The sequence below is a fragment of the Nocardia puris genome, assembly GCF_003315035.1.
GTDB classification, from domain to species: domain Bacteria; phylum Actinomycetota; class Actinomycetes; order Mycobacteriales; family Mycobacteriaceae; genus Nocardia; species Nocardia puris.
Map to the genome: position 1 here is coordinate 183,361 of NZ_QNRE01000012.1, position 16,658 is coordinate 200,018.

Genomic DNA, 16,658 nt, shown 5'->3' on the forward strand with positions numbered 1-16,658 from the left:
GTCCAACCCTGCATGACGACACTCACCGCGTTCGTGCGCGCCAGGATCCAGGAGGAACAACTCACACCCCGCCGACGTGAGCCGGTGTGCAAGTGCCAGCGGCGTGGGTGACTAGCCGATGTCCGGGACTTCGACCCGACGCAGCGGCAGCACTGTGACCTGCGGTCCGGTCGCGAGATGCTCGAATGCCGTTGCGGTCATCCGTCCGGTGAACCGTCCCATGACCGGGGTCAGCTCTCCGTTGCCGAGGCGGCGTGCACCGTGCTCCCACAGGCCGTCATCGCCGAGGAGCCACAGGTCCCCCTGCGGATCCTCGTACCACCCGGGCTCGCTCGGCAACGCCATCAGTCCAGGATTCCCGCTGAGTTCGCCAGCGACCGCAGCGATTCCGTGGACCGGCGTTGCTGGTCACCAGCTGTGCGTACCGCGGTCTTGACCGTCTGAGAGTTTCGGAAGTGCTCCGGCGCCGCGGCTCGCGACTCCATCAGCGCCTCGATGGCTTCGTCGGTGTCACCGTTGAGCAAGTGCGCGCGGGCGGTGTCGAGCCAGAAGTACGTCTGCCGCTCACTCGCGAGGTCTTTCGGCAGCCGCGTGCCCTTCGCGATCTCGATCGCCGTCCCAGGGTTGCCGAGATCCACTTCCGCGGCGATCTGGTACAGCCGCACGTTCGTCGATCCCACGACCGTGTCGTAGACGACGCCCTCCGGGAATCGTGCCGCGAGCCGCGCGGCCTCCGCGAGGTGCGCACGCGACGCGTCGGCGTCGGTCAGCGTGGCGGTGATCGTGCCAGCACGCATGTGGAGCGTGGAGTACACCGCGGCCGCGGTCGGATTTGCCGCAACGAGGGGCTCGATCTCATCCATCGCCCGGAGCAGGAGCCGAATGGCCTGCTTCTGCGCGCCGATCCGCGCGAGCGTGGCCGCCTTCAGGTAGGCGACGGACGCGACCCGCAGCGGATCCCCGGACCGGCTGGCGGCCCACTCCATCCGTTCGGTCGCGGTCATGCTCAGGTCGCTGTACCCGAGCTTGTGCGCGAGCGAATTGGCGGCGCGGTAGGTGTCGCACAGCAGCGCGTAGGCGGGTTCGCCTTCTTCGCGCGCAGCCACCAGGAGCCGGTCGACGACATCTGGCAGGACGTCGCCGATTCGTCGGTATTTGGCTGCGCGCCTCCACTTTCCGATCTGTGCGACCAGCGGCGCGAGCTGGTCGACCGGTTCGGGCTCGAGGTCATCGTCCATCAGGTCGATGGCGGCGAGGGTGCGTCGCAGCACCGGGACGATGTCGAGAGTGTCGGTGTTCTCGACATCGTCTCCGCGCAGGAGTGATGCATCGATGCGGAGTGCCTCGGCCAGCTTCCCCACGGTGAACGTGCTCGGCGACGCCGCGCCGGAGCACACCTTCTTGATCATGCTCTCGCTGACGTTGGACGCCAGCGAGAGTTGCGCGTAGGTCATGTTGCGCAGGTGGGCGTACTGGCGCACGCGCGCGCCGAGAGACTCGCTGTCCTTCATGCCGTCTACGGTATCACCGCAATTTTGAACTTTTCTTGAACTTTCAGGGTCGGGAACAGCCTTAACGTGATCGTTGCACCCGCCGCCGGGTGAACGATCACCGATGCTGGCAGCCCCCGCATATGCCCAGCGTTGGCGGATGAATCCCAGGCGGCGGGTGCATACCAACCCGACCCGGAAGGGCCCCGATGCTGGAATCCGAAGCGCGCGTCATGGCTGCCCTGCGCAGTGGCACTCGCACCACCCGCGAGCTGCTCGCCGTGTCCGAGGTCGCCGAGAGCACCGCCCGCCGTGCGCTGAGGAACCTGTCCTGGCGCGGACTCGTCGCACCGGCCCGCGACCACTCCGGGAGCTGGGCACTCTCCGGCCGCGGCCGCGCCTGGGCTGAAACCGCCCGCGGCCGCGCCCTACTCGACGTCCCGGCCCGCGCGCGATGAGCATCCTCGCCGTCCTTGATCAGGTCTCGTGCGCGAACACGGCCTGGGCTACCCGCACACCCCGGCACGCGCACCACGCGATGCAGGTCCACCTCGACTGCACGGTCGGCGAGTGCCCCGCGAAAACGCACGCCTGGCGGATGCTCGTGCGCCTCGGCCACATCCGACCCGACTCAGGCCGCCCCCGGTCGTGAGCGGCGGACTGTCCGTCCTTTTCGAGGACGATGAGTACCAGCCGGAGGGGTGGGTCCAGCACGACGACGGCACCTGGTCCGTCGTCCTGCCGGACGGGACGGTTGTCCCCGCCGCCGAGGTCCCCGACCCCGAGCGTGAGCTCGCCGCCGCCTACATCGACGTCGACCCGATCGACGTCACCGATATCGAGCTGCAGGTGAGAGGAAGGAAGATGAACGTGCTCGGACCCGGGCCTGAGGGAAGCTCGCACGACAACTGGAACACCCAGGCGAACGCCGACGACGACGGACAGGACTGACAATGGACCAACGAATCCGCCAGCTCCGCGTCGCATCCGCAGTGCTCGCCGTGATCGTTCTGGCGCTCGCGACGGCACTCGTGATCATCGCCTAGACGGAGGAGGTACAGCGTGTCTCCACCCCCACAGTTCGATTGGCGCCGGTTCTGGATCGCCGTCGCCGCCGCCGCGATCATCGCGCTCGGTGTCGCGATCGCGATCAACGTCTGGATCCTGTAACGACGAAACCCGCCCCCAGCGCGAAGCTGGGGGCGGGTTTCGTGTATCAGCACGCTCGTGGTCGGCGATGATGTCGGCAACCACGATTCAAAGGGGAACACCACCATGAGGGCATTCGCCCTGGCGGCTCTGTCCGCCGCCGCGATCGCGATCACCGCATGCGGCACGAACGACACCACCACCGCCACCGCGTCGGCGGGCACCGACGACGAACTCGCCGCCGAGATCTCCCGCGAGGTGTACGGCAGGGAACTCGCCGACGCGAAAGCCGGCGAGGACGCCGCCCGCGCCGCCGCAGTGGAGGCTGCCGAAACGAACTGCCGGGTCATGCGCGCGCAGCTGTCCACCAACCCCGGCGAGGCGAACACCGCGGCGCTCACCAGCCTCGTCACCGAACTCCGTTCCACCGGCCTGTCCCGTGAGCAGGCGCTGCGGATGATCCGCATCAGCGCCGACTACAAGTGCCCCGAATTCATCGGCACGGTGCGGGTTTTCGAGGCCAGCAGCTAGGTGATCCGCACCCACGTGCTCGCTCCCGTTTGCACGGTGAGCGAGCTCGCCATCGCGGCCATACCCTCGACGGTGATGGCGTCGTCGTCGGCGACCGTGACACCGGTCGCGGTGACGGTGAGCGTGCCCGATCCGACCGCAGGGATGGCGATGTTCGCCCCCTCGAACAGTAGGCTGCCGTTGCGCATCAACCGCAGCCTGCCGTTGACGCTCGCGAACTGGCTGTTGTTGACCGGGATTGACGCTGCCACAGTCGCATTCGACTTGCCGCCGTTCGACACCAGGGCATGAGCCACCACCGTCGACCCGGGGTAGTTCGCAGTGTCGGCGACCCAGTTCGGGATCTGTGCGTAGGACGTTCCGAGTAACTGGGTGCCGTTCTTGGTCATGCCGCTGGGCTCGAACTGGATCGCGCTGACAACGGGCGTGTGGGCCTGCACCGACACCGTCATCACCGGCGCCGCCACGCCCGCGTCGGCATGCATCACGGGCGTGTGCGCCTGCGCGGCCACCGCCACCGCCGGTGGAGTAGACGAGCTGGCCGCCGTCACCGCCGGAACCTGCGCTTCAGCGGTCACCGCGACGACAGGCGGTGTGACCGCGATTCCCACGACGGGGACGTGCACCGTCGCACCGGCAGTCGCTGCGGGCACGGTGATCTCGCTGGCCGCGAAAACCTCCGGCACAAGAGCTGCGGTCGTGAGCTCGGCGGCTGGTGCGTAGGTGGCGATCTGGTGCGCGGGGACCGCCATCTCCACGGCGACAGCGATCAAGGGCACCTCGATCGCCGACGACGCGCTCACGGTGGGCAGCAGCGCTTCGCTGTCGATCTCGATCGCGGGCGGGGCCACAGCGATGCCGACGATCGGCGGCGGCATCATCACCGCCACGATCATCGCCGGAGCCGACACCACCTCGGCGTCGACGAAGCTGGGCGGCAGCATCTCCCACACCATCGTCGCGACCGGGGCCGGCGCGACCCGCGGCGTGTCCGGTGTGCGCGCGGCGAACTGCACGCTGGCACGCGGTGCCTGCACCGTCGCGTGCGACCGCACCACAGGAGCATGCGCCTGGACAGCGAACCCGGCGGCGGGCGCGCCGAATCCCGGCGTCACCCGAGGCACTGGCATGGCCAGCGTCAGTTTCGCTGCGCGGGCGCCGATCTGGCCCATCGCGGTGTCGGACCAGATCAGCTGGCCGCCCAGGTACGCGCGGGTGTAGCGGGTGCCGTCCCGGTAGATGCGCTGGATGGGTGCGCCGCGCGAGGAGATCCCCACGTGCTGGCCCTGGTCAGGCAGCCGTCGCGGTGATGATGCCCGCGGCGTCCCACACGATTGAGAATGTGCCCGCGGTCGTCGAAATGTTTTGATCGAAGTCGACGTAGCCGATCAGCGGCCTCGTCGCGTCCGAACCCGGGCTCGAGTTGTAGACGATCGCGTAGCGGGCGGTGATGGTCGAGTTCGGCCAGCTCACGTCCGCCGCGTCCAACGTCAACGTGTTGGTGCCGGCGTTGTAGGTCGCGGTGCAGGACCCGAGCGTCGCGCCGCCGGCGGTGTAACCGGTGCCCGTCACCTCATTCGTGATGTCGCTCTTGTAGGCGTGGGTGTCCTGGTTCGGCGTGTAGCTCGAGGTGCAGAGCATCACCTTGATGACGTCGGTGTCCCAATCGATCTCCTTGTTGACGATCGAACGCAGGGCGAGCCCGTAAAGCTTTGCGCTAGCGGCCATTTCGGCCTCCCTATCCAGTCGTGAGATACAGCGTTTCGGAGTCGGGAGAGGGAATGGCGTCGTACTCGGTTTGGGTGAGGGCTTGGATGCGGGAGATCCCGCCGCCGTTGCGCACCGCTGCGGCTTCCTGCTCCGGAGGGACCGGCAGTCCTTCTTGGATGCGCGGCCAGAGCCGGACCGGCGTTTCGGAGTCGGGGATCGTGATCCGGTATTCGTGGGCGCCGACGCGCACGACGGCGGGGCCGGGATCGAGATCCGGGGTGGTGAGGACGCCGTCGACGGCCTGACCGTGCCACAGCTGCGTGGTGACCATGCCTGTGCCGTCAGCGGATTCGCGCAGCAGCAGCGCGGAGAAGGTGAAGACGGTGCGCTCGTCGGCGCCCGCGATCGACGAGATCGGCTCGCTGATAACGGTCATGACGCCGCCTCGCTCGTTTCGAGCTCGGTGACGCCGAGCATCATCAGCGCCAGGGCGTAACAGCCCTCCACGTCGACGGGCGCGGCCGGTGTGAAGGACCCGGTCTGGCGCACCAGCTGGCGGGTCGCGCAGCCGCCATCCTCCCGCCCCGGATAGACGGACACGGACGGCCCGTGCATGCCGATCGCCGGGGACACGACGACGGTCACGAACTCCCGCTCGACACCGTCCAGCACCCGGGGCGGGTCGAACCGAAAGCAGCGCGCGTCACCGAAAAACCCTGGGACGCTGACGATATGAACAGACGCCTTGGCCATTAGATGTCCTCTCCGATGTATTCCAGGACCGTTACGACACCAGCCGCGCCCGCGGCGCCGGCGCCGCCGCCACCGCTGGGGAATCCGCCGGGTTGTCCGGTGTCGCCGCCGCCGCCCGTCTGCGCCCACTGCCACAGCGCGGGGTTGCTGGTGCCCGCGGGTACGAGGCCGGAGCGGCCGCCGGTCCGGCTGCCGGACCCAGCGCCGCCACCCGCTCCGGACAGCAGATGGAACGGGGCCAGGGTCACGGATTCGCCGTCCTGGCCGGCGGTTCCGCCGGCACCGCCGCGCATCCCGGCGACCAGGCCGCCCGCGCCGCTGTTGAGCCCGCCGCTCCCGCCGGGGACCACAACGTCCATGAACTGGCTGGGGCCGCCGCCGCCACCGCCTGCCCCTCCGGCGCCGACCAGCACGCTGGTCGACGCCGGAATGTCGTCGAGCGGGATGCGTTCGAGTAGCACGGCGGCCCCGCCCCCGCCGCCGACGGCGGAACTTCCCGCGCCGCCGCCGCTGCGGATCAGCACGTCGAGACGGATCAGACGGTCAGGTCGTGTCCACACATCCGACGTTGTGAAAACGTGCATGACCAGCACAATCCGTGCAGCCACAGTTACGCGAACCGTTCGATAATGTAGGCGACACCAGCCGCGCCCGCGCCGCCGCTCGCGTTCTCCGAGCCGCCTCCGCCACCGCCGGCCGGATAGGCGCCGGCCGCGCCTACCTGCACGGCGCTCCCGCCGCCGCCACCGCCGCCGCCGGTCGCGACGACCGCGCTTGGGGAGGTACCGGGCTGGCCGGTGATACCGCCGGGCGAGATGCCTCCCTGCCCGCCGAAACCACCCACGGAATTTCCCCCTATGTTGTTTCCGCCCCCGCCGCCCCCGCCGCCTCCACCTCCGTAGAGGTCGTGCGAGGCGTAGGAGCCGCCGCCGTGGCTGCCCATCGCCAGGTCGGCGTCACCGCCACCACCCGCACCGCCGTCGCCGCCGGGGATCATGCCGACGCCGCCGAGGCCTGGGTGGCTACCGCGCCCAGCGCCGCCCCCGCCGCCGATGCCGCCGCCGAGCCCCCCGCCGCCACCGTTGCCGCCGCCCGCGGTGAGCCACGGATCCTCGCCGACGGGTCCGAGGGTGGTGTTGCCTCCACCATGGCCGGACACCCCGTTACTGCCAGTGTTGGCCGCGCCGCCCGCGCCGCCTGCGCCGATCCCGATCTCCAGCGGCAGGAAGTTCCCGCCGCCGTCCTTCGGGAGTAGCGACGCTGGCAGCCTCATCAGGTGCACCTCGCCGCCGCCGCCACCGCCCGCGCCGCCGGAACGCTGGCCGGGCAGCGCGTCACCGCGGCCGCCGCCACCACCGGCGCCGGCCGCGATCAGGATGACCTCGAGGAACAGGACTCCCTCGGACGGTGTCCAGATCTCACCGTCGGTGAAAACCCATGCGTCGCCCTGGATGATCTGCGCTTGAAACGCGGCCTCGAGATCGGCGAGCTGCTGGGTGTGATCGGTGATGATCGGTAGATCAGCAACGTACGAGTTGTTCACGATCCCGAAGATCGCTTCGATCACGGAGGCGAAACCGCCCAGGATAGCGGCGATTCCGCCCGCGATCAGCGACAGGATCAGCCCGATCAGCCCGCCGCCGAGGCCAGGCCAATAGCTGTCCGTTTCGACCTGCTGTTGCAGGTGTTCGGTGACGGCGTCCTGGGTGCGGCCGGGCATCCCCGGGATAGATCCACCCGCCGACGCGCCCCACTCGGTGCCGTCGAACCCGCCGCCGACGGGGAACGACATCTCAGATCTCCTCGGCGAGCTCCGGCGGGATCACGACAGGGCTCGGCGGCGGTACCAGCCCGGCGCGGCGCATCGCGTCGCACAGGTCGTCGGCGTACCGGCGCAGCTGCCGAATAACCTTGGCGGCCGCGCGGAACCGCTGCTGCTCGTCCTTCTGCTGCTGCTCGAGCTCTTCCACCCGCTCACGGAGGCGTTTCACCTCGCGCGCCTGGTGCGCGGTCCATGCCGTGATCACCATCGCGAACGCTGCTCCCAGCGCCTGGATCACCTCGGCGGTCAACCACGTCACGACCGATCACCACCCTCAGTGTTGTCGCGCGGCGGCACCCACGGCAGCGTCGGGTCGGTGCCGAGAATCCCGCCCTTGTCGTACGGGCGCCACGGGGTGACCTTCGACCGCGCGGACGCCATGACGCCGCCGCCGACGAGCACGCCGACGATGCCGACGACGAGATCGGCTGTGCTGGAGTCGATCACGCCGCGGGCGAGCAGGTAGGCGACGAGCAGCGCGACTGCGGGCCCGACGCGGGTGAGGAGTGGTTCGTCAGCGAGGAGCTGACGTAGCCGGTTCACCGCGACTCCCGCAGCAGCCGCAGGATCTCGTCGGTGTTCCGGCGCGCCAGCGTCGCCTCCCGGTAGGTGGCGAGCACGTACGAGATCAGGGAGCCGCGACGCGCCTTGTTCGTCGAGTCCGGCTTCTGGTCGGGGTCGTCCTTGCCGTCGAGCAGGTCGACCTGATTGACGAACCCATCCCATACGACTTCGTTCCAGATGTCGGCGAGACCGGCGCGCGTCCAGAGTTCGCCGTCCCGCACGTTGTAGAAGATCTTCTGGAACGCTTTCCGCACCTGGTGCGGGACGCCGATCTGGTGGTGAATTTCGGCGAGCCGATTGTCAGACATGTTGTCTCCCGGTGGATTCGGGCCCGGAGTCGGGCCGTCGAGGATTCGTTGGACATCGCGGCGGAACGCGTTCATGTCGATGCCGAAGGGGTCGATCTTCCCCTCGCTGCTGTATTCCTTGTGGCCGACGACGTCGCCCATCAGGCGGCCCTCCGTCCCAGGCGGCGCATGATCGCAGCGCAGCCCCGCTTGTAGGCGTCGAGCTGGACGGCCGGCCATTCCTGGCCGACGCCGTTGTTGACGGCCTCGATGCCGATCGTGTGGAAATTGGCGTTGTTCGTGGGCCAGCCAGGCCAGGAGCCGCGGCCGGCGTGCCAGCACACGCCCGCCGCGATCACCCGGAACAGGCCGTCGCGCTCGAGAACGAGCTGCGCGAGCGGGCCCGGCAGGCCGGGGCGGCCGTTCTGCACAATGCGCCAGTCGTTCGCGCCGCCGCCCGCGGTGTGGTGGCAGATGATCCCGCGGATGTCGAGGAAGTCGCCGTGCCCGCGCTGCAGCCAGCCGTCGTGTTCCAGGACCCGAAGTCCCTCGGCGCGCAGCACATCTGCGAGCCAGACCGGGTCACCCCTCCATGTCATCGGCTGCCTCCTTCTGTCGTGCGGCCTCGGCCTTGTTGGTGAGGTCTCTGATGGCCGCGAGGTACTCCGGGATCGCGGCGGCCGCTTCGGCCGCCATCTGCGCGCGCAGTTCCGGGTCGGTGGTGGTGGTGATCCGGCGCTCCATGGCCGGGTCGACGGCGGCGAGCATCTGGCGCAGCTGTTCGGCCGTCCGCGCATCGCCGGTCGGCGCCGCCGCCGCGCCCTGCGTGGTCGCCGCGTCGGCGGTGGCCTGGTGCGCGGCTTCGTATTTCGCGCGGCTGACCCACGTTTGCGGTGCGAGCCACCCTGCCTCCGGATGGTCGGTGGAGGCGATGGGCAGTTCCTCCATCGCGTCGGGGTGCAGGCGCACGCCGCGCCGCAGCAGGGCCCGCGCCCACTTCTCGCGGACGCGGGGATGGATCGGGACGAGCACCCCGTCGTTCTGGCCGGGGAATGCGTCGAGGATCGCGGTCAGCATGGTCAGCTGGTCCGCGCCTTGGTAGAAGACGGGATGCACTGCGCTCCTTACCAATTCAGGAGATGAGGTGGACGCCGATGTTCTGCATCGTCTGCAGCGCCTTGTTGAGCAGGCGTGCGCTGCGCTCGGCCATCGACATCGACGCTTTCGCGTTGCCGACGGTCGTGGTCCAGCCGTAGGTTTGCCCGGCACCGAAATCCCAGGACAACTCCATGAATTCGACCTGGTCCACGAACAGTTTGTCCGTCACATGTGAGGCGAAGGACCCGATCCGGTGCCCGATATCGAAATGCAGGCCGGGCAGGTATTCACCACCGAATCGGATGGTGAATTGGTGCGCGGTCTCCGCCCTCGTGGCGAGGAACCCCGCCCGCAGCGCGGCGATCGCGGACAGTGACCACGAATTGTTTTCCGCGCCCTGCTGGTAGATTTCCCACAGGTGCACCCACCCCAAGTTGTGGGCGCGTGAATGGTTTGTCCACTGCAGCCACGCGAATATCGTTCCGACGAGGAACGGCATGACCGCGTCCGCGACAATTGATCCGAGGCCGGAGAATCCGGCCAGCAGGAAATAGCCGATCAGCGCGGCGATGGATTCGATCGTCAGCCGGGCGAGATTGTCTGCGAGCGGGTTGTCGCCGCCCACGATGACGGACACCGCGGTCGCGGGCGCCCATGTCAGCTCCCGCGTCTCGACCTGGCTGTAGGGGCCGTCACGGATGACGACCCACGGCCGGGACGGTACGGTCCCGAGCCAGTGCCCCTGGTAGTACTCGTCGGGGTAGATCTGCTGGTCGTCGGTGATCAGGACGCGCGTATCCTCGACGAACCCGGCGAGGAACATGGCGATGGATCGTTGCAGGCCACCGGCTATTCCACCCCCGGTGCCGGTGCCGTCAGCGGCGTAGAAACCGGAGTTGTCCACGACCTCCAGGACGAGCGCGCCGTTGGCGACCTCGTCGACGCCTTCGACCGGGGAGGTTTCGCCGTCGACCGTCAGGATGCGGCGATACGTCAGGGTCAGCTGGGCGTCCTCGAGGGCGTCAGCGATGACCATGTCCATGCGGTTCATGCGCGTCGCGAGGATCGTCCACAGCGACGAATCGTCCAGATCGAACGCTTTAGCCTTGATCAAGACTTGCCAGTCCGACCAATCAAATAAATCATCCCAAGATTCGACGTTGAATGGATCGTCCGGCAATGTCCACGGATGACCATTCAGGCGAATCAAATTCATCAAAATCAGGATAGAAATTGCCCATTTTGCAGGACCGAAAATTGGCAGCACCCGCGGAAATTGGAATACCGGAATGGGCAGTGCAGGATTAGGCGGTCCGAGCATGAATTGCAAGAATTGCAAATCATCGACCCACGTAACTTCAAGATAGTGAATGCGCCCTTTGGTGACGACCTTCCAATTCTTGAGCAGTCCGGACCATCGCTTCGCGCCGCCCATATGATCGACGGTGATGACGACGTTCTTTTTCACCTCCGGGTCCTCCGGAATGGACGTCAGCCAGCGCGCGAGGTGATGATCCAGGCGCAGCCGCAGCATGCCGGGCTGCGACTGATTCTTCCGCCACGGGAATTTCCCGGCCGCCGTCTCCGGCACGCGACCCTTCAGCACCAGCCCGGGTGAGCCGTCCTCGCGGTTCATCCAGAGCCGGATGTGCGGCGGGAGGCGGCGCAGGTCGTGGTACCAGCCGCGGATCTCCTGACACTGCGCGTGCAGCTCGTCGATGTTCGCCAGCGTGGAGGTCACAGTGTCACCCCCCACGGCCGCGAGAACCGGCGCGGAATCCAGACCTTCACCGCCGCACCGGGATACGCGTTGCGCACCATCACCGGCACATCGGTCGGCAGCAGCCCCGCCCGCAGCGGGTAGAGGAAGCCGTTGCCGTCCCACCGCCCCTGCACCAGCGCACCGTTCGCGGCCACGAGCGTCGGCTCGTCCGGGTCGGTGTCGATCGACAGGTCCTCACCGGGCAGCAACAGAGGGAGCCACTCCGCCATCCGGTTCGCGTCGTCGATCGCCCGGTGATAGGGCGGCGTCGTCTTCGCGTACAGCTTCTGACCCCACGAGCGGTCCTGAAACCGCCACTGCGCGGGCGCGGTCGCCTGCGCCCGCCAACACACCTCGACATCGCCGCGGTTCTCGAACGGCAGCATGGCCTCGCCGGATTCGCCGGACTCCAGTTCCCATTCGAGGACGAGCGGGTCGGCCTCCCAGAACGGGTTCTCGCACGCGGCCGCGATCGCGAGCGTCGAATCCCGGTACAGCCACGGATCTTTGCCCTCGTACTCGGCGGTCGCGTACGCGGTCGGCTCGGTGAGCTGCCGCATCTTCAGCCGCCGGATGCCGTAATTGGTGTGCGCTTCCAGTTCGAAGACGCCGTCGCCGACCTTGCCGAGGGCCATCCGGAACCGGGAGTCGAGGTCGGCCCACGCGTACGGGTCGCGGCTCGGGTGGTGCAGCTGCACCGAGAACACGGGATCGCGGCGGTCGTACCGCATCCCCTGGTAGTGGCTGCCCGTCGAGGTTTCCAGCCAATACGTGCTGGCTGGCGCGTCGAAGATCTTCTGCGGGCCCGGCCGCAACAACGCGCCCTCGGTTTCGTCGGTGAGGTTCCACCGCGAGCCGTCAGCCCCGTTGAGGAACAGGGTCAGGAACCGGCTCATCCGTACACCGCCAGCGCGCCCTGGGCCTGCATGCCCGTCCACCGATCCTGTTCTCGCACAAGCTCATGCATGTCCATCACCGACACGGGGCCGTGGAAGTTGACCGAGTGATCCCGCGCCGCCGGTCCGGTCTGCTGGCCGGTGCTGGGCTGCCACGCCGGCGGCGCCGGTGCAGGTGTGCCGATCGCGCCGCGGATCGACTCCAGCAGCGGAAGCGCCGACTCGAACACCTCGGTCTGCCGCGGTGAGAGGACCCGCTCGGGCCGGATGGTCTGTTTGAGCATCAGCCCGATCCCGTTGGCGATACCGCCCTGGTCGTAGCCGTGGCCCTGACCCCACACCCCGACAGGGGAGCCGTAGCGGCCGACCGTGTAGCGCAGGGACGCAGCGATATTCGCGGCCGGATGCCAGATGTCGTTCGGGTACAGTGCACTCCGGTTCGCGGCGAATGTCGGGTCGATCACCTGCATCAGACCCTTGGACGGCGTGCCGTTCTTGGCGTTGATGTCCCACAGATTGATGGCCTTCGGGTTGCCGCCCGACTCCGTTCTCATCTGCGCGAGACCGAGATCCAGCCACGACGCAGGCATCGACAACGCGGACAGGACCTGCGCGAACAGCCCACGCCACTGCTCCACACCACCGGCCGGGCTGTACTCGGGGACCGCCGAGCTGGCGTCGCTCGAGCTGGAATCTCCAGTGGACGAAGACGATTCGGTATCGCTGCTGGTGGTGGGCAGGTTCTTCGGCTCGTACGCATACCCCTCACCGCTGCTGGTGGTGTCCTCGCCCTGCTGGCCGGTGAAGTGGTCGATGGCCGCGTTGATGCCGCGGTTGTAGACGTTCGACGACGACAGGATCGAGTTCTCCAGCCCGAAGAACGAGAGCAGGCCCTCGGCGAGGATCCCGCCCGCGCGGGAGAAGATCCCCTGCAGCGAGTACTCCTCCGGCAGCCCGTCGCTCCCGCCCTTTCCGCTGCCGGACTTGAGGCTCTCCTCGTAGGCGTTCTGGGCGCGCTGGTAGTCGCGGTCGGCTGCCGACTTCTGCTCGGGCGTCGAGTTCGGGTCGTTGTAGACCTGGTTGCGTTTGGTGTTGGCCTGGTCGACGCGGGCCTGGGCGTCCTCCTGGTCCAGATCCTCATTCGAGCGGCGACCGGGCAGCGGCGCCTGCGGCAGCACGGTGGCGTCCGGCCCGCCCGCGATGCCCGACTTCCTGTTCTCCAGCTTCTGGGCCTTGAGCCGGGCCTCCTCGACAGCGAGCGCCGCGGCCCGCTTGTCGGCCTCAGTGGACTTCGGGTTGGCGTTGACCCTGGTCTGCTTCTCCTCGGCGCGGGTGATCGCGTTCTGCGCCTGCTGGAGATCGATCTCGTTCTGGTCAGTCCATTCGACGGCGCCGCCGGTGGCCATCGGCCGCACCAGGCCGGCCTTCAGCGCGGCCCGGAACCTATACACCCCCTGCTGCCCGCCGAGGCGGGCGACGTCGGTGGTGTCGAGCATGTGCTCGCCCGGCATCGCCAGGATCGGCACGCTGTCGCGGCCAGGGATACCGCCGAGGATCGACCCGCCGAGAGCGCGCGGGATCGGCTGCCGCATCCCCTCCGGCTTGTTGAACTCGCCGGTGTAGGTGATCGTGACGGGTTTCGTGGCCGGCTTGGTGATCTCCGCGATCGCTGCGCGCGCAGCCTCGTCCTCCAGGACGATCGTTGCGGTGCCGTTCGGCAGCCGCTCGATCTTGTAGCCGAACTCCTCGAGGCGGGTACGCAGGGAGTCGAAGTCGCGCTGCTGCTCGTCGGTCAGCTTGATCTGGACGGTGCGTGCGTCGGGCACGCTCATCACCGCGAGCCCGAGTGCCTCAAACCTCTGCGCACCTTCGTCGGTGAGACGGAATGTGCCGTTGAGGGTGGCGTTGATCCGCCGCGCCGCCTCACCAGCCTGCCCGGTGGCGGTTTCGAGACCGTTCATCTCGCCGCCGAGGGTGGCGGCTGAATCGGCGGTGTCGGTGAGGGTGCGCTTCAGTTCCGCCAAGTCGATGGTCGTGCCGGACTGCGCGTACTGTTCGACAGCGGAGGGGATGCCCTGCAGTGCCTGGGCGATCTGCTCGTCGTTGAGCCCGCTCTGGCGCCGCGCGAGTTCCCACCAGGAGCTAAAGCCGCGCGCCTGTTCCTCCCCGACGATGATGTCGGTGATCCGGTTGTTGATCCCGGTCCGGGCGTCAGGGTCCAGGCCGAGGCCTGCCCGCACGTACTCCCGCGGGTCCACGCCGAGCGTTTCCGCCTGCTCCAGAAGGCCTCTGGTCTCTAGGTCCTTGGTGGTGCTGGCGATGGTTTCGTCGGTGACTGCGCCGGTGTGCTTGTTCAGCGTTTCGCGGAGTTGCTCGAGCTTGCGGCGCTGTTCGTCGGCGGCCGCGGCGGCTTCCTGGTGGCGGGTGGCCAGCAGGCCGATGCCGATCGCGGCGGCGCTGATGGCCAGGGTGACCCATCCGGCCGGGCCTAGCATCGCGCCGATCCCGCCGATCGCCCGGCTGAGCGCGCCCGCACCCGCGGCGCCGCCCGCCGCAGCGGCACCTGCCTGGAATTTGTGCAGGTGCTGTGTGGTGCTGGCGACGGCGCTTTGGAGGCCGAGGAAGATGGGCGCCAGCGTCTTGTACGCGAGCCAGCTGATCAGGACCGCTTTCAGGATGGAGTCGTGCTCGCCGAGCAGGTCCGCCGCGACGTTCAGGAAGGGCAGCAGGATCGCCGACCAGGTCTGTGCGGCTTCCATCACCGTGCCGAGGATCTCGCCGATGCTGGACAGGACGGGTTGCCACTGGTCCATCTGCTCGCGCGCATCGCGGAAGAACAGGCGCAGTTCGGCTTGTCCCTCAGTGGATTTCAGCCACGACGCCCACCCCTCGGTCAGCTTGTCGGTGGTCGCGAGGAACCCGTCCGTCTCGCCGCGCACCGCGCGGAAGACGCTGGCGAAGATCGCACCGAGGTTGCCGAGCACGGAGACGAACCGGTCCACCGCGGTGATGCCCTCATCGATCCAGCGCGACAGGTCCCCGGAATCGTCGGCCCGCTGCAGGAACGCGTCGAACCGGTTCGCGGCGTCGGCGAATCCCTGCGCCAGCCGGGGCAGGACCGCCGAACCTGTCCCCGTGAGGGTGCGCAGCGATCCGACCACTCCATCGATGCCGGTTTCGAGGATGCCGACCGACTCGGCGGTGTTCCCGAAGATCCGCGACAGAGTGTCCTGCGACTCCTGGTTCCCCGCCTCGCTGAGCAACGTCCGGAACAGTCCGTTGAATTCGCCTGCGACGGACTGCATTCCGCGTTCGAGTACGGGAAGCTGGTTCGTCAGCAGGTCCCCGAGTGGCTGATCGAGACCGGCCAGGGTGGTGCTGCTGATGAGTGCGCTGATCCGGTCCCACTCACCGCTGAAACTCTTTGCGGTGTCGACGATCGCGCGGCCTTCGGCGCCGAGCTTGGCGTAGGCTTCGGCGGCCTTCTCCGGCTTGTCGGAGAGGGCGTCGCCGAGCCCGTCCAGGCCGACGGAGAGCACCGACACCGCGGCTGCCGCGCCCGCGAACATGCCGGGCAGTGCGACAGCGGACTGGAGGATGCCCTGCAGGTCCGCGCCGATGCTCGCGACGGCTGTCGCTGCGGCCGGGAGCGCGGACAGGCCGAGCACGCCGACGTTCAGCCCGACGGGCCCGAACATGCCGGCGAGATTCGACCGGTTCGCGCGGACACCGACGGTGATGTTGCGGCGGTTCAGGGCCGCGATCTGGGCGGCCGCGGCCGCGGTGTCCGCGTCGACGCGCATCGTCATCCGCTTGTACGCGGCTTGCAGCGCCGCGAGTTCGGACGCGGCCATTTTTGTGTTCGCCGACACGCGCACTTCGACGCTGAAACGCATTGCGGTCAGCCGCTTTTCGATGTCGGCCTGCAGCTTCTCGTACGCGGCCTCGGTGACACCGAGTTCGACGTTGAGGTCCGCACGGATCTTCTCGAGCTCGGTTTCGAGCTTGATGATGAAATTTGTGACCTCGGGATTCAGCTCGATGTCGAGCGGGTCGAGGCCGGCCTCGATCTCGCGGAGCTTGGTGTAGAGGGCCTCGGTGAACCCCGCCATGTCCGGGTTGATCTCGATCCCGAGACGCGCCTCGACCTTCTCGAGGTCCTCGCGCAGGTCTTGCACGAATCCGCGGAAGTCGGGCTTGATCTCGACGCTGGCCGAACCGGCACTGTAGGTGGGCATCAGCCTCCTTCCGGGATCAGTTGCAGCTCGAGGTCGCGCATGTCCGCGCGCCGGTTCTGCTCACGCAGCACCAGGTGCGGGTACTCGGGTCCGGGCGCGACCGGCGCGGTAGAGGGATCGGATTTCGCTGCGATCCAGGCGATTTGGGTGAGACGGTTCTCGATCCGGTTCAGTGCTGCGGACAGCGCCGTGTACCCCTCGATGGAGGGCGCGGGGTTGTCGTCTTTCGCGGCGGCGAGCGCCGCGACGACTTCGGGATCTCGCAGCCGCGCCGCGCCGTAGGCGGTGCCCGCGCGGGCCTCCAGGCGCGGCAGCATCTCCCAGAGGTCGACCCAGTTCCGCTCGCCGCGCAGCCAGT

Annotated in this window: 20 protein-coding genes; 3 read left to right on the forward strand and 17 right to left on the reverse strand. The window is 68.2% G+C overall.

Features of this window, described 5'->3' with window-relative positions; all coding sequences use genetic code 11:
- Positions 1-111: 111 nt before the first annotated feature.
- Positions 112-345, reverse strand: coding sequence for a hypothetical protein (locus DFR74_RS25965; RefSeq protein ID WP_067504905.1), 234 nt, complete (start codon positions 343-345; stop codon positions 112-114).
- Positions 345-1,679, reverse strand: a complete 1,335-nt coding sequence (locus DFR74_RS25970) for a helix-turn-helix domain-containing protein (protein ID WP_147265927.1) — start codon at positions 1,677-1,679, stop codon at positions 345-347. The genes DFR74_RS25965 and DFR74_RS25970 overlap by 1 nt, the downstream gene beginning before the upstream one ends.
- A gap of 20 nt (positions 1,680-1,699) precedes the next feature.
- Here DFR74_RS25970 and DFR74_RS25975 point away from each other — a divergent pair, with 20 nt between their 5' ends.
- The 3 genes from DFR74_RS25975 to DFR74_RS25990 all read left to right on the forward strand — a co-directional run bounded on the left by DFR74_RS25975 (position 1,700) and on the right by DFR74_RS25990 (position 3,170).
- Positions 1,700-1,948: a helix-turn-helix domain-containing protein gene (locus tag DFR74_RS25975; RefSeq protein WP_067504911.1), complete on the forward strand. Its 249-nt coding sequence runs from the start codon at positions 1,700-1,702 to the stop codon at positions 1,946-1,948.
- A 190-nt stretch (positions 1,949-2,138) separates the two neighbouring features.
- Positions 2,139-2,441, forward strand: coding sequence for a hypothetical protein (locus DFR74_RS25985; protein WP_067504916.1), 303 nt, complete (start codon positions 2,139-2,141; stop codon positions 2,439-2,441).
- A 324-nt stretch (positions 2,442-2,765) separates the two neighbouring features.
- Entirely contained in the window at positions 2,766-3,170 is a 405-nt protein-coding gene (locus tag DFR74_RS25990; RefSeq protein WP_147265928.1) for a hypothetical protein, read from the forward strand.
- On the opposite strand, the gene DFR74_RS25995 is transcribed toward DFR74_RS25990, so the two are convergent.
- The 15 genes from DFR74_RS25995 to DFR74_RS26060 are packed head-to-tail and all read right to left on the reverse strand — an operon-like array spanning position 3,167 to position 16,617.
- The gene (locus DFR74_RS25995; RefSeq protein ID WP_067504920.1) at positions 3,167-4,447 is read right to left on the reverse strand and encodes a hypothetical protein; all 1,281 of its coding nucleotides are present in this window, start codon (positions 4,445-4,447) and stop codon (positions 3,167-3,169) included. The genes DFR74_RS25990 and DFR74_RS25995 overlap by 4 nt on opposite strands.
- Positions 4,448-4,460: 13 nt before the next feature.
- On the reverse strand, positions 4,461-4,898 hold the full coding sequence (locus DFR74_RS26000; RefSeq protein WP_067504924.1) for a hypothetical protein: 438 nt from the start codon (positions 4,896-4,898) through the stop codon (positions 4,461-4,463).
- Between the two features lie 10 nt (positions 4,899-4,908).
- Entirely contained in the window at positions 4,909-5,316 is a 408-nt protein-coding gene (locus DFR74_RS26005) for a phage upper tail fiber protein (protein ID WP_067504927.1), read from the reverse strand.
- Positions 5,313-5,633 (reverse strand): hypothetical protein, encoded by a 321-nt coding sequence (locus DFR74_RS26010; RefSeq protein WP_067504930.1) that lies wholly within the window; start codon positions 5,631-5,633, stop codon positions 5,313-5,315. The genes DFR74_RS26005 and DFR74_RS26010 overlap by 4 nt, the downstream gene beginning before the upstream one ends.
- Positions 5,633-6,193: a glycine-rich domain-containing protein gene (locus DFR74_RS26015; protein WP_147265929.1), complete on the reverse strand. Its 561-nt coding sequence runs from the start codon at positions 6,191-6,193 to the stop codon at positions 5,633-5,635. Before DFR74_RS26015 ends, DFR74_RS26010 begins: the two co-directional genes overlap by 1 nt.
- Before the next feature lie 50 nt (positions 6,194-6,243).
- Positions 6,244-7,425, reverse strand: a complete 1,182-nt coding sequence (locus tag DFR74_RS26020) for a hypothetical protein (RefSeq protein WP_067504936.1) — start codon at positions 7,423-7,425, stop codon at positions 6,244-6,246.
- Between the two features lies 1 nt (position 7,426).
- Positions 7,427-7,714 carry a hypothetical protein gene (locus DFR74_RS26025; RefSeq protein WP_067504945.1) on the reverse strand — a complete coding sequence of 96 codons (288 nt, stop codon included), beginning with the start codon at positions 7,712-7,714 and terminating at the stop codon, positions 7,427-7,429.
- Positions 7,711-7,998 carry a hypothetical protein gene (locus DFR74_RS26030; RefSeq protein ID WP_067504948.1) on the reverse strand — a complete coding sequence of 96 codons (288 nt, stop codon included), beginning with the start codon at positions 7,996-7,998 and terminating at the stop codon, positions 7,711-7,713. Before DFR74_RS26030 ends, DFR74_RS26025 begins: the two co-directional genes overlap by 4 nt.
- On the reverse strand, positions 7,995-8,468 hold the full coding sequence (locus DFR74_RS37320; protein WP_232331662.1) for a hypothetical protein: 474 nt from the start codon (positions 8,466-8,468) through the stop codon (positions 7,995-7,997). Before DFR74_RS37320 ends, DFR74_RS26030 begins: the two co-directional genes overlap by 4 nt.
- Positions 8,468-8,905: a peptidoglycan recognition protein family protein gene (locus tag DFR74_RS37325; RefSeq protein WP_232331663.1), complete on the reverse strand. Its 438-nt coding sequence runs from the start codon at positions 8,903-8,905 to the stop codon at positions 8,468-8,470. Before DFR74_RS37325 ends, DFR74_RS37320 begins: the two co-directional genes overlap by 1 nt.
- Positions 8,889-9,422, reverse strand: a complete 534-nt coding sequence (locus tag DFR74_RS26040) for a hypothetical protein (protein WP_067504951.1) — start codon at positions 9,420-9,422, stop codon at positions 8,889-8,891. The genes DFR74_RS37325 and DFR74_RS26040 overlap by 17 nt, the downstream gene beginning before the upstream one ends.
- 16 nt (positions 9,423-9,438) lie before the next feature.
- Positions 9,439-11,145, reverse strand: coding sequence for a Gp37-like protein (locus DFR74_RS26045; RefSeq protein ID WP_084537391.1), 1,707 nt, complete (start codon positions 11,143-11,145; stop codon positions 9,439-9,441).
- Complete coding sequence (locus DFR74_RS26050) at positions 11,142-12,062, reverse strand: hypothetical protein (protein ID WP_067504955.1); 921 nt, start codon at positions 12,060-12,062, stop codon at positions 11,142-11,144. The genes DFR74_RS26045 and DFR74_RS26050 overlap by 4 nt, the downstream gene beginning before the upstream one ends.
- Positions 12,059-16,300, reverse strand: coding sequence for a lytic transglycosylase domain-containing protein (locus DFR74_RS37330; protein WP_067504958.1), 4,242 nt, complete (start codon positions 16,298-16,300; stop codon positions 12,059-12,061). The genes DFR74_RS26050 and DFR74_RS37330 overlap by 4 nt, the downstream gene beginning before the upstream one ends.
- Positions 16,300-16,617: a hypothetical protein gene (locus DFR74_RS26060; protein WP_067504961.1), complete on the reverse strand. Its 318-nt coding sequence runs from the start codon at positions 16,615-16,617 to the stop codon at positions 16,300-16,302. Before DFR74_RS26060 ends, DFR74_RS37330 begins: the two co-directional genes overlap by 1 nt.
- Between the last annotated feature and the right edge of the window lie 41 nt (positions 16,618-16,658).

Excerpts from the sequence above, each read along its gene's own strand:
- DFR74_RS26010 (WP_067504930.1), bottom strand. The coding sequence starts at position 5,633 with ATGGCCAAGGCGTCTGTTCATATCGTCAGCGTCCCAGGGTTTTTCGGT.
- DFR74_RS25965 (WP_067504905.1), bottom strand. The coding sequence starts at position 345 with ATGGCGTTGCCGAGCGAGCCCGGGTGGTACGAGGATCCGCAGGGGGAC.
- DFR74_RS25990 (WP_147265928.1), top strand. The coding sequence starts at position 2,766 with ATGAGGGCATTCGCCCTGGCGGCTCTGTCCGCCGCCGCGATCGCGATC.
- DFR74_RS37325 (WP_232331663.1), bottom strand. The coding sequence starts at position 8,905 with ATGACATGGAGGGGTGACCCGGTCTGGCTCGCAGATGTGCTGCGCGCC.
- DFR74_RS37320 (WP_232331662.1), bottom strand. The coding sequence starts at position 8,468 with ATGGGCGACGTCGTCGGCCACAAGGAATACAGCAGCGAGGGGAAGATC.
- DFR74_RS26005 (WP_067504927.1), bottom strand. The coding sequence starts at position 5,316 with ATGACCGTTATCAGCGAGCCGATCTCGTCGATCGCGGGCGCCGACGAG.
- DFR74_RS26050 (WP_067504955.1), bottom strand. The coding sequence starts at position 12,062 with ATGAGCCGGTTCCTGACCCTGTTCCTCAACGGGGCTGACGGCTCGCGG.
- DFR74_RS26000 (WP_067504924.1), bottom strand. The coding sequence starts at position 4,898 with ATGGCCGCTAGCGCAAAGCTTTACGGGCTCGCCCTGCGTTCGATCGTC.
- DFR74_RS26060 (WP_067504961.1), bottom strand. The coding sequence starts at position 16,617 with ATGCTGCCGCGCCTGGAGGCCCGCGCGGGCACCGCCTACGGCGCGGCG.
- DFR74_RS25975 (WP_067504911.1), top strand. The coding sequence starts at position 1,700 with ATGCTGGAATCCGAAGCGCGCGTCATGGCTGCCCTGCGCAGTGGCACT.
- DFR74_RS37330 (WP_067504958.1), bottom strand. The coding sequence starts at position 16,300 with ATGCCCACCTACAGTGCCGGTTCGGCCAGCGTCGAGATCAAGCCCGAC.
- DFR74_RS26020 (WP_067504936.1), bottom strand. The coding sequence starts at position 7,425 with ATGTCGTTCCCCGTCGGCGGCGGGTTCGACGGCACCGAGTGGGGCGCG.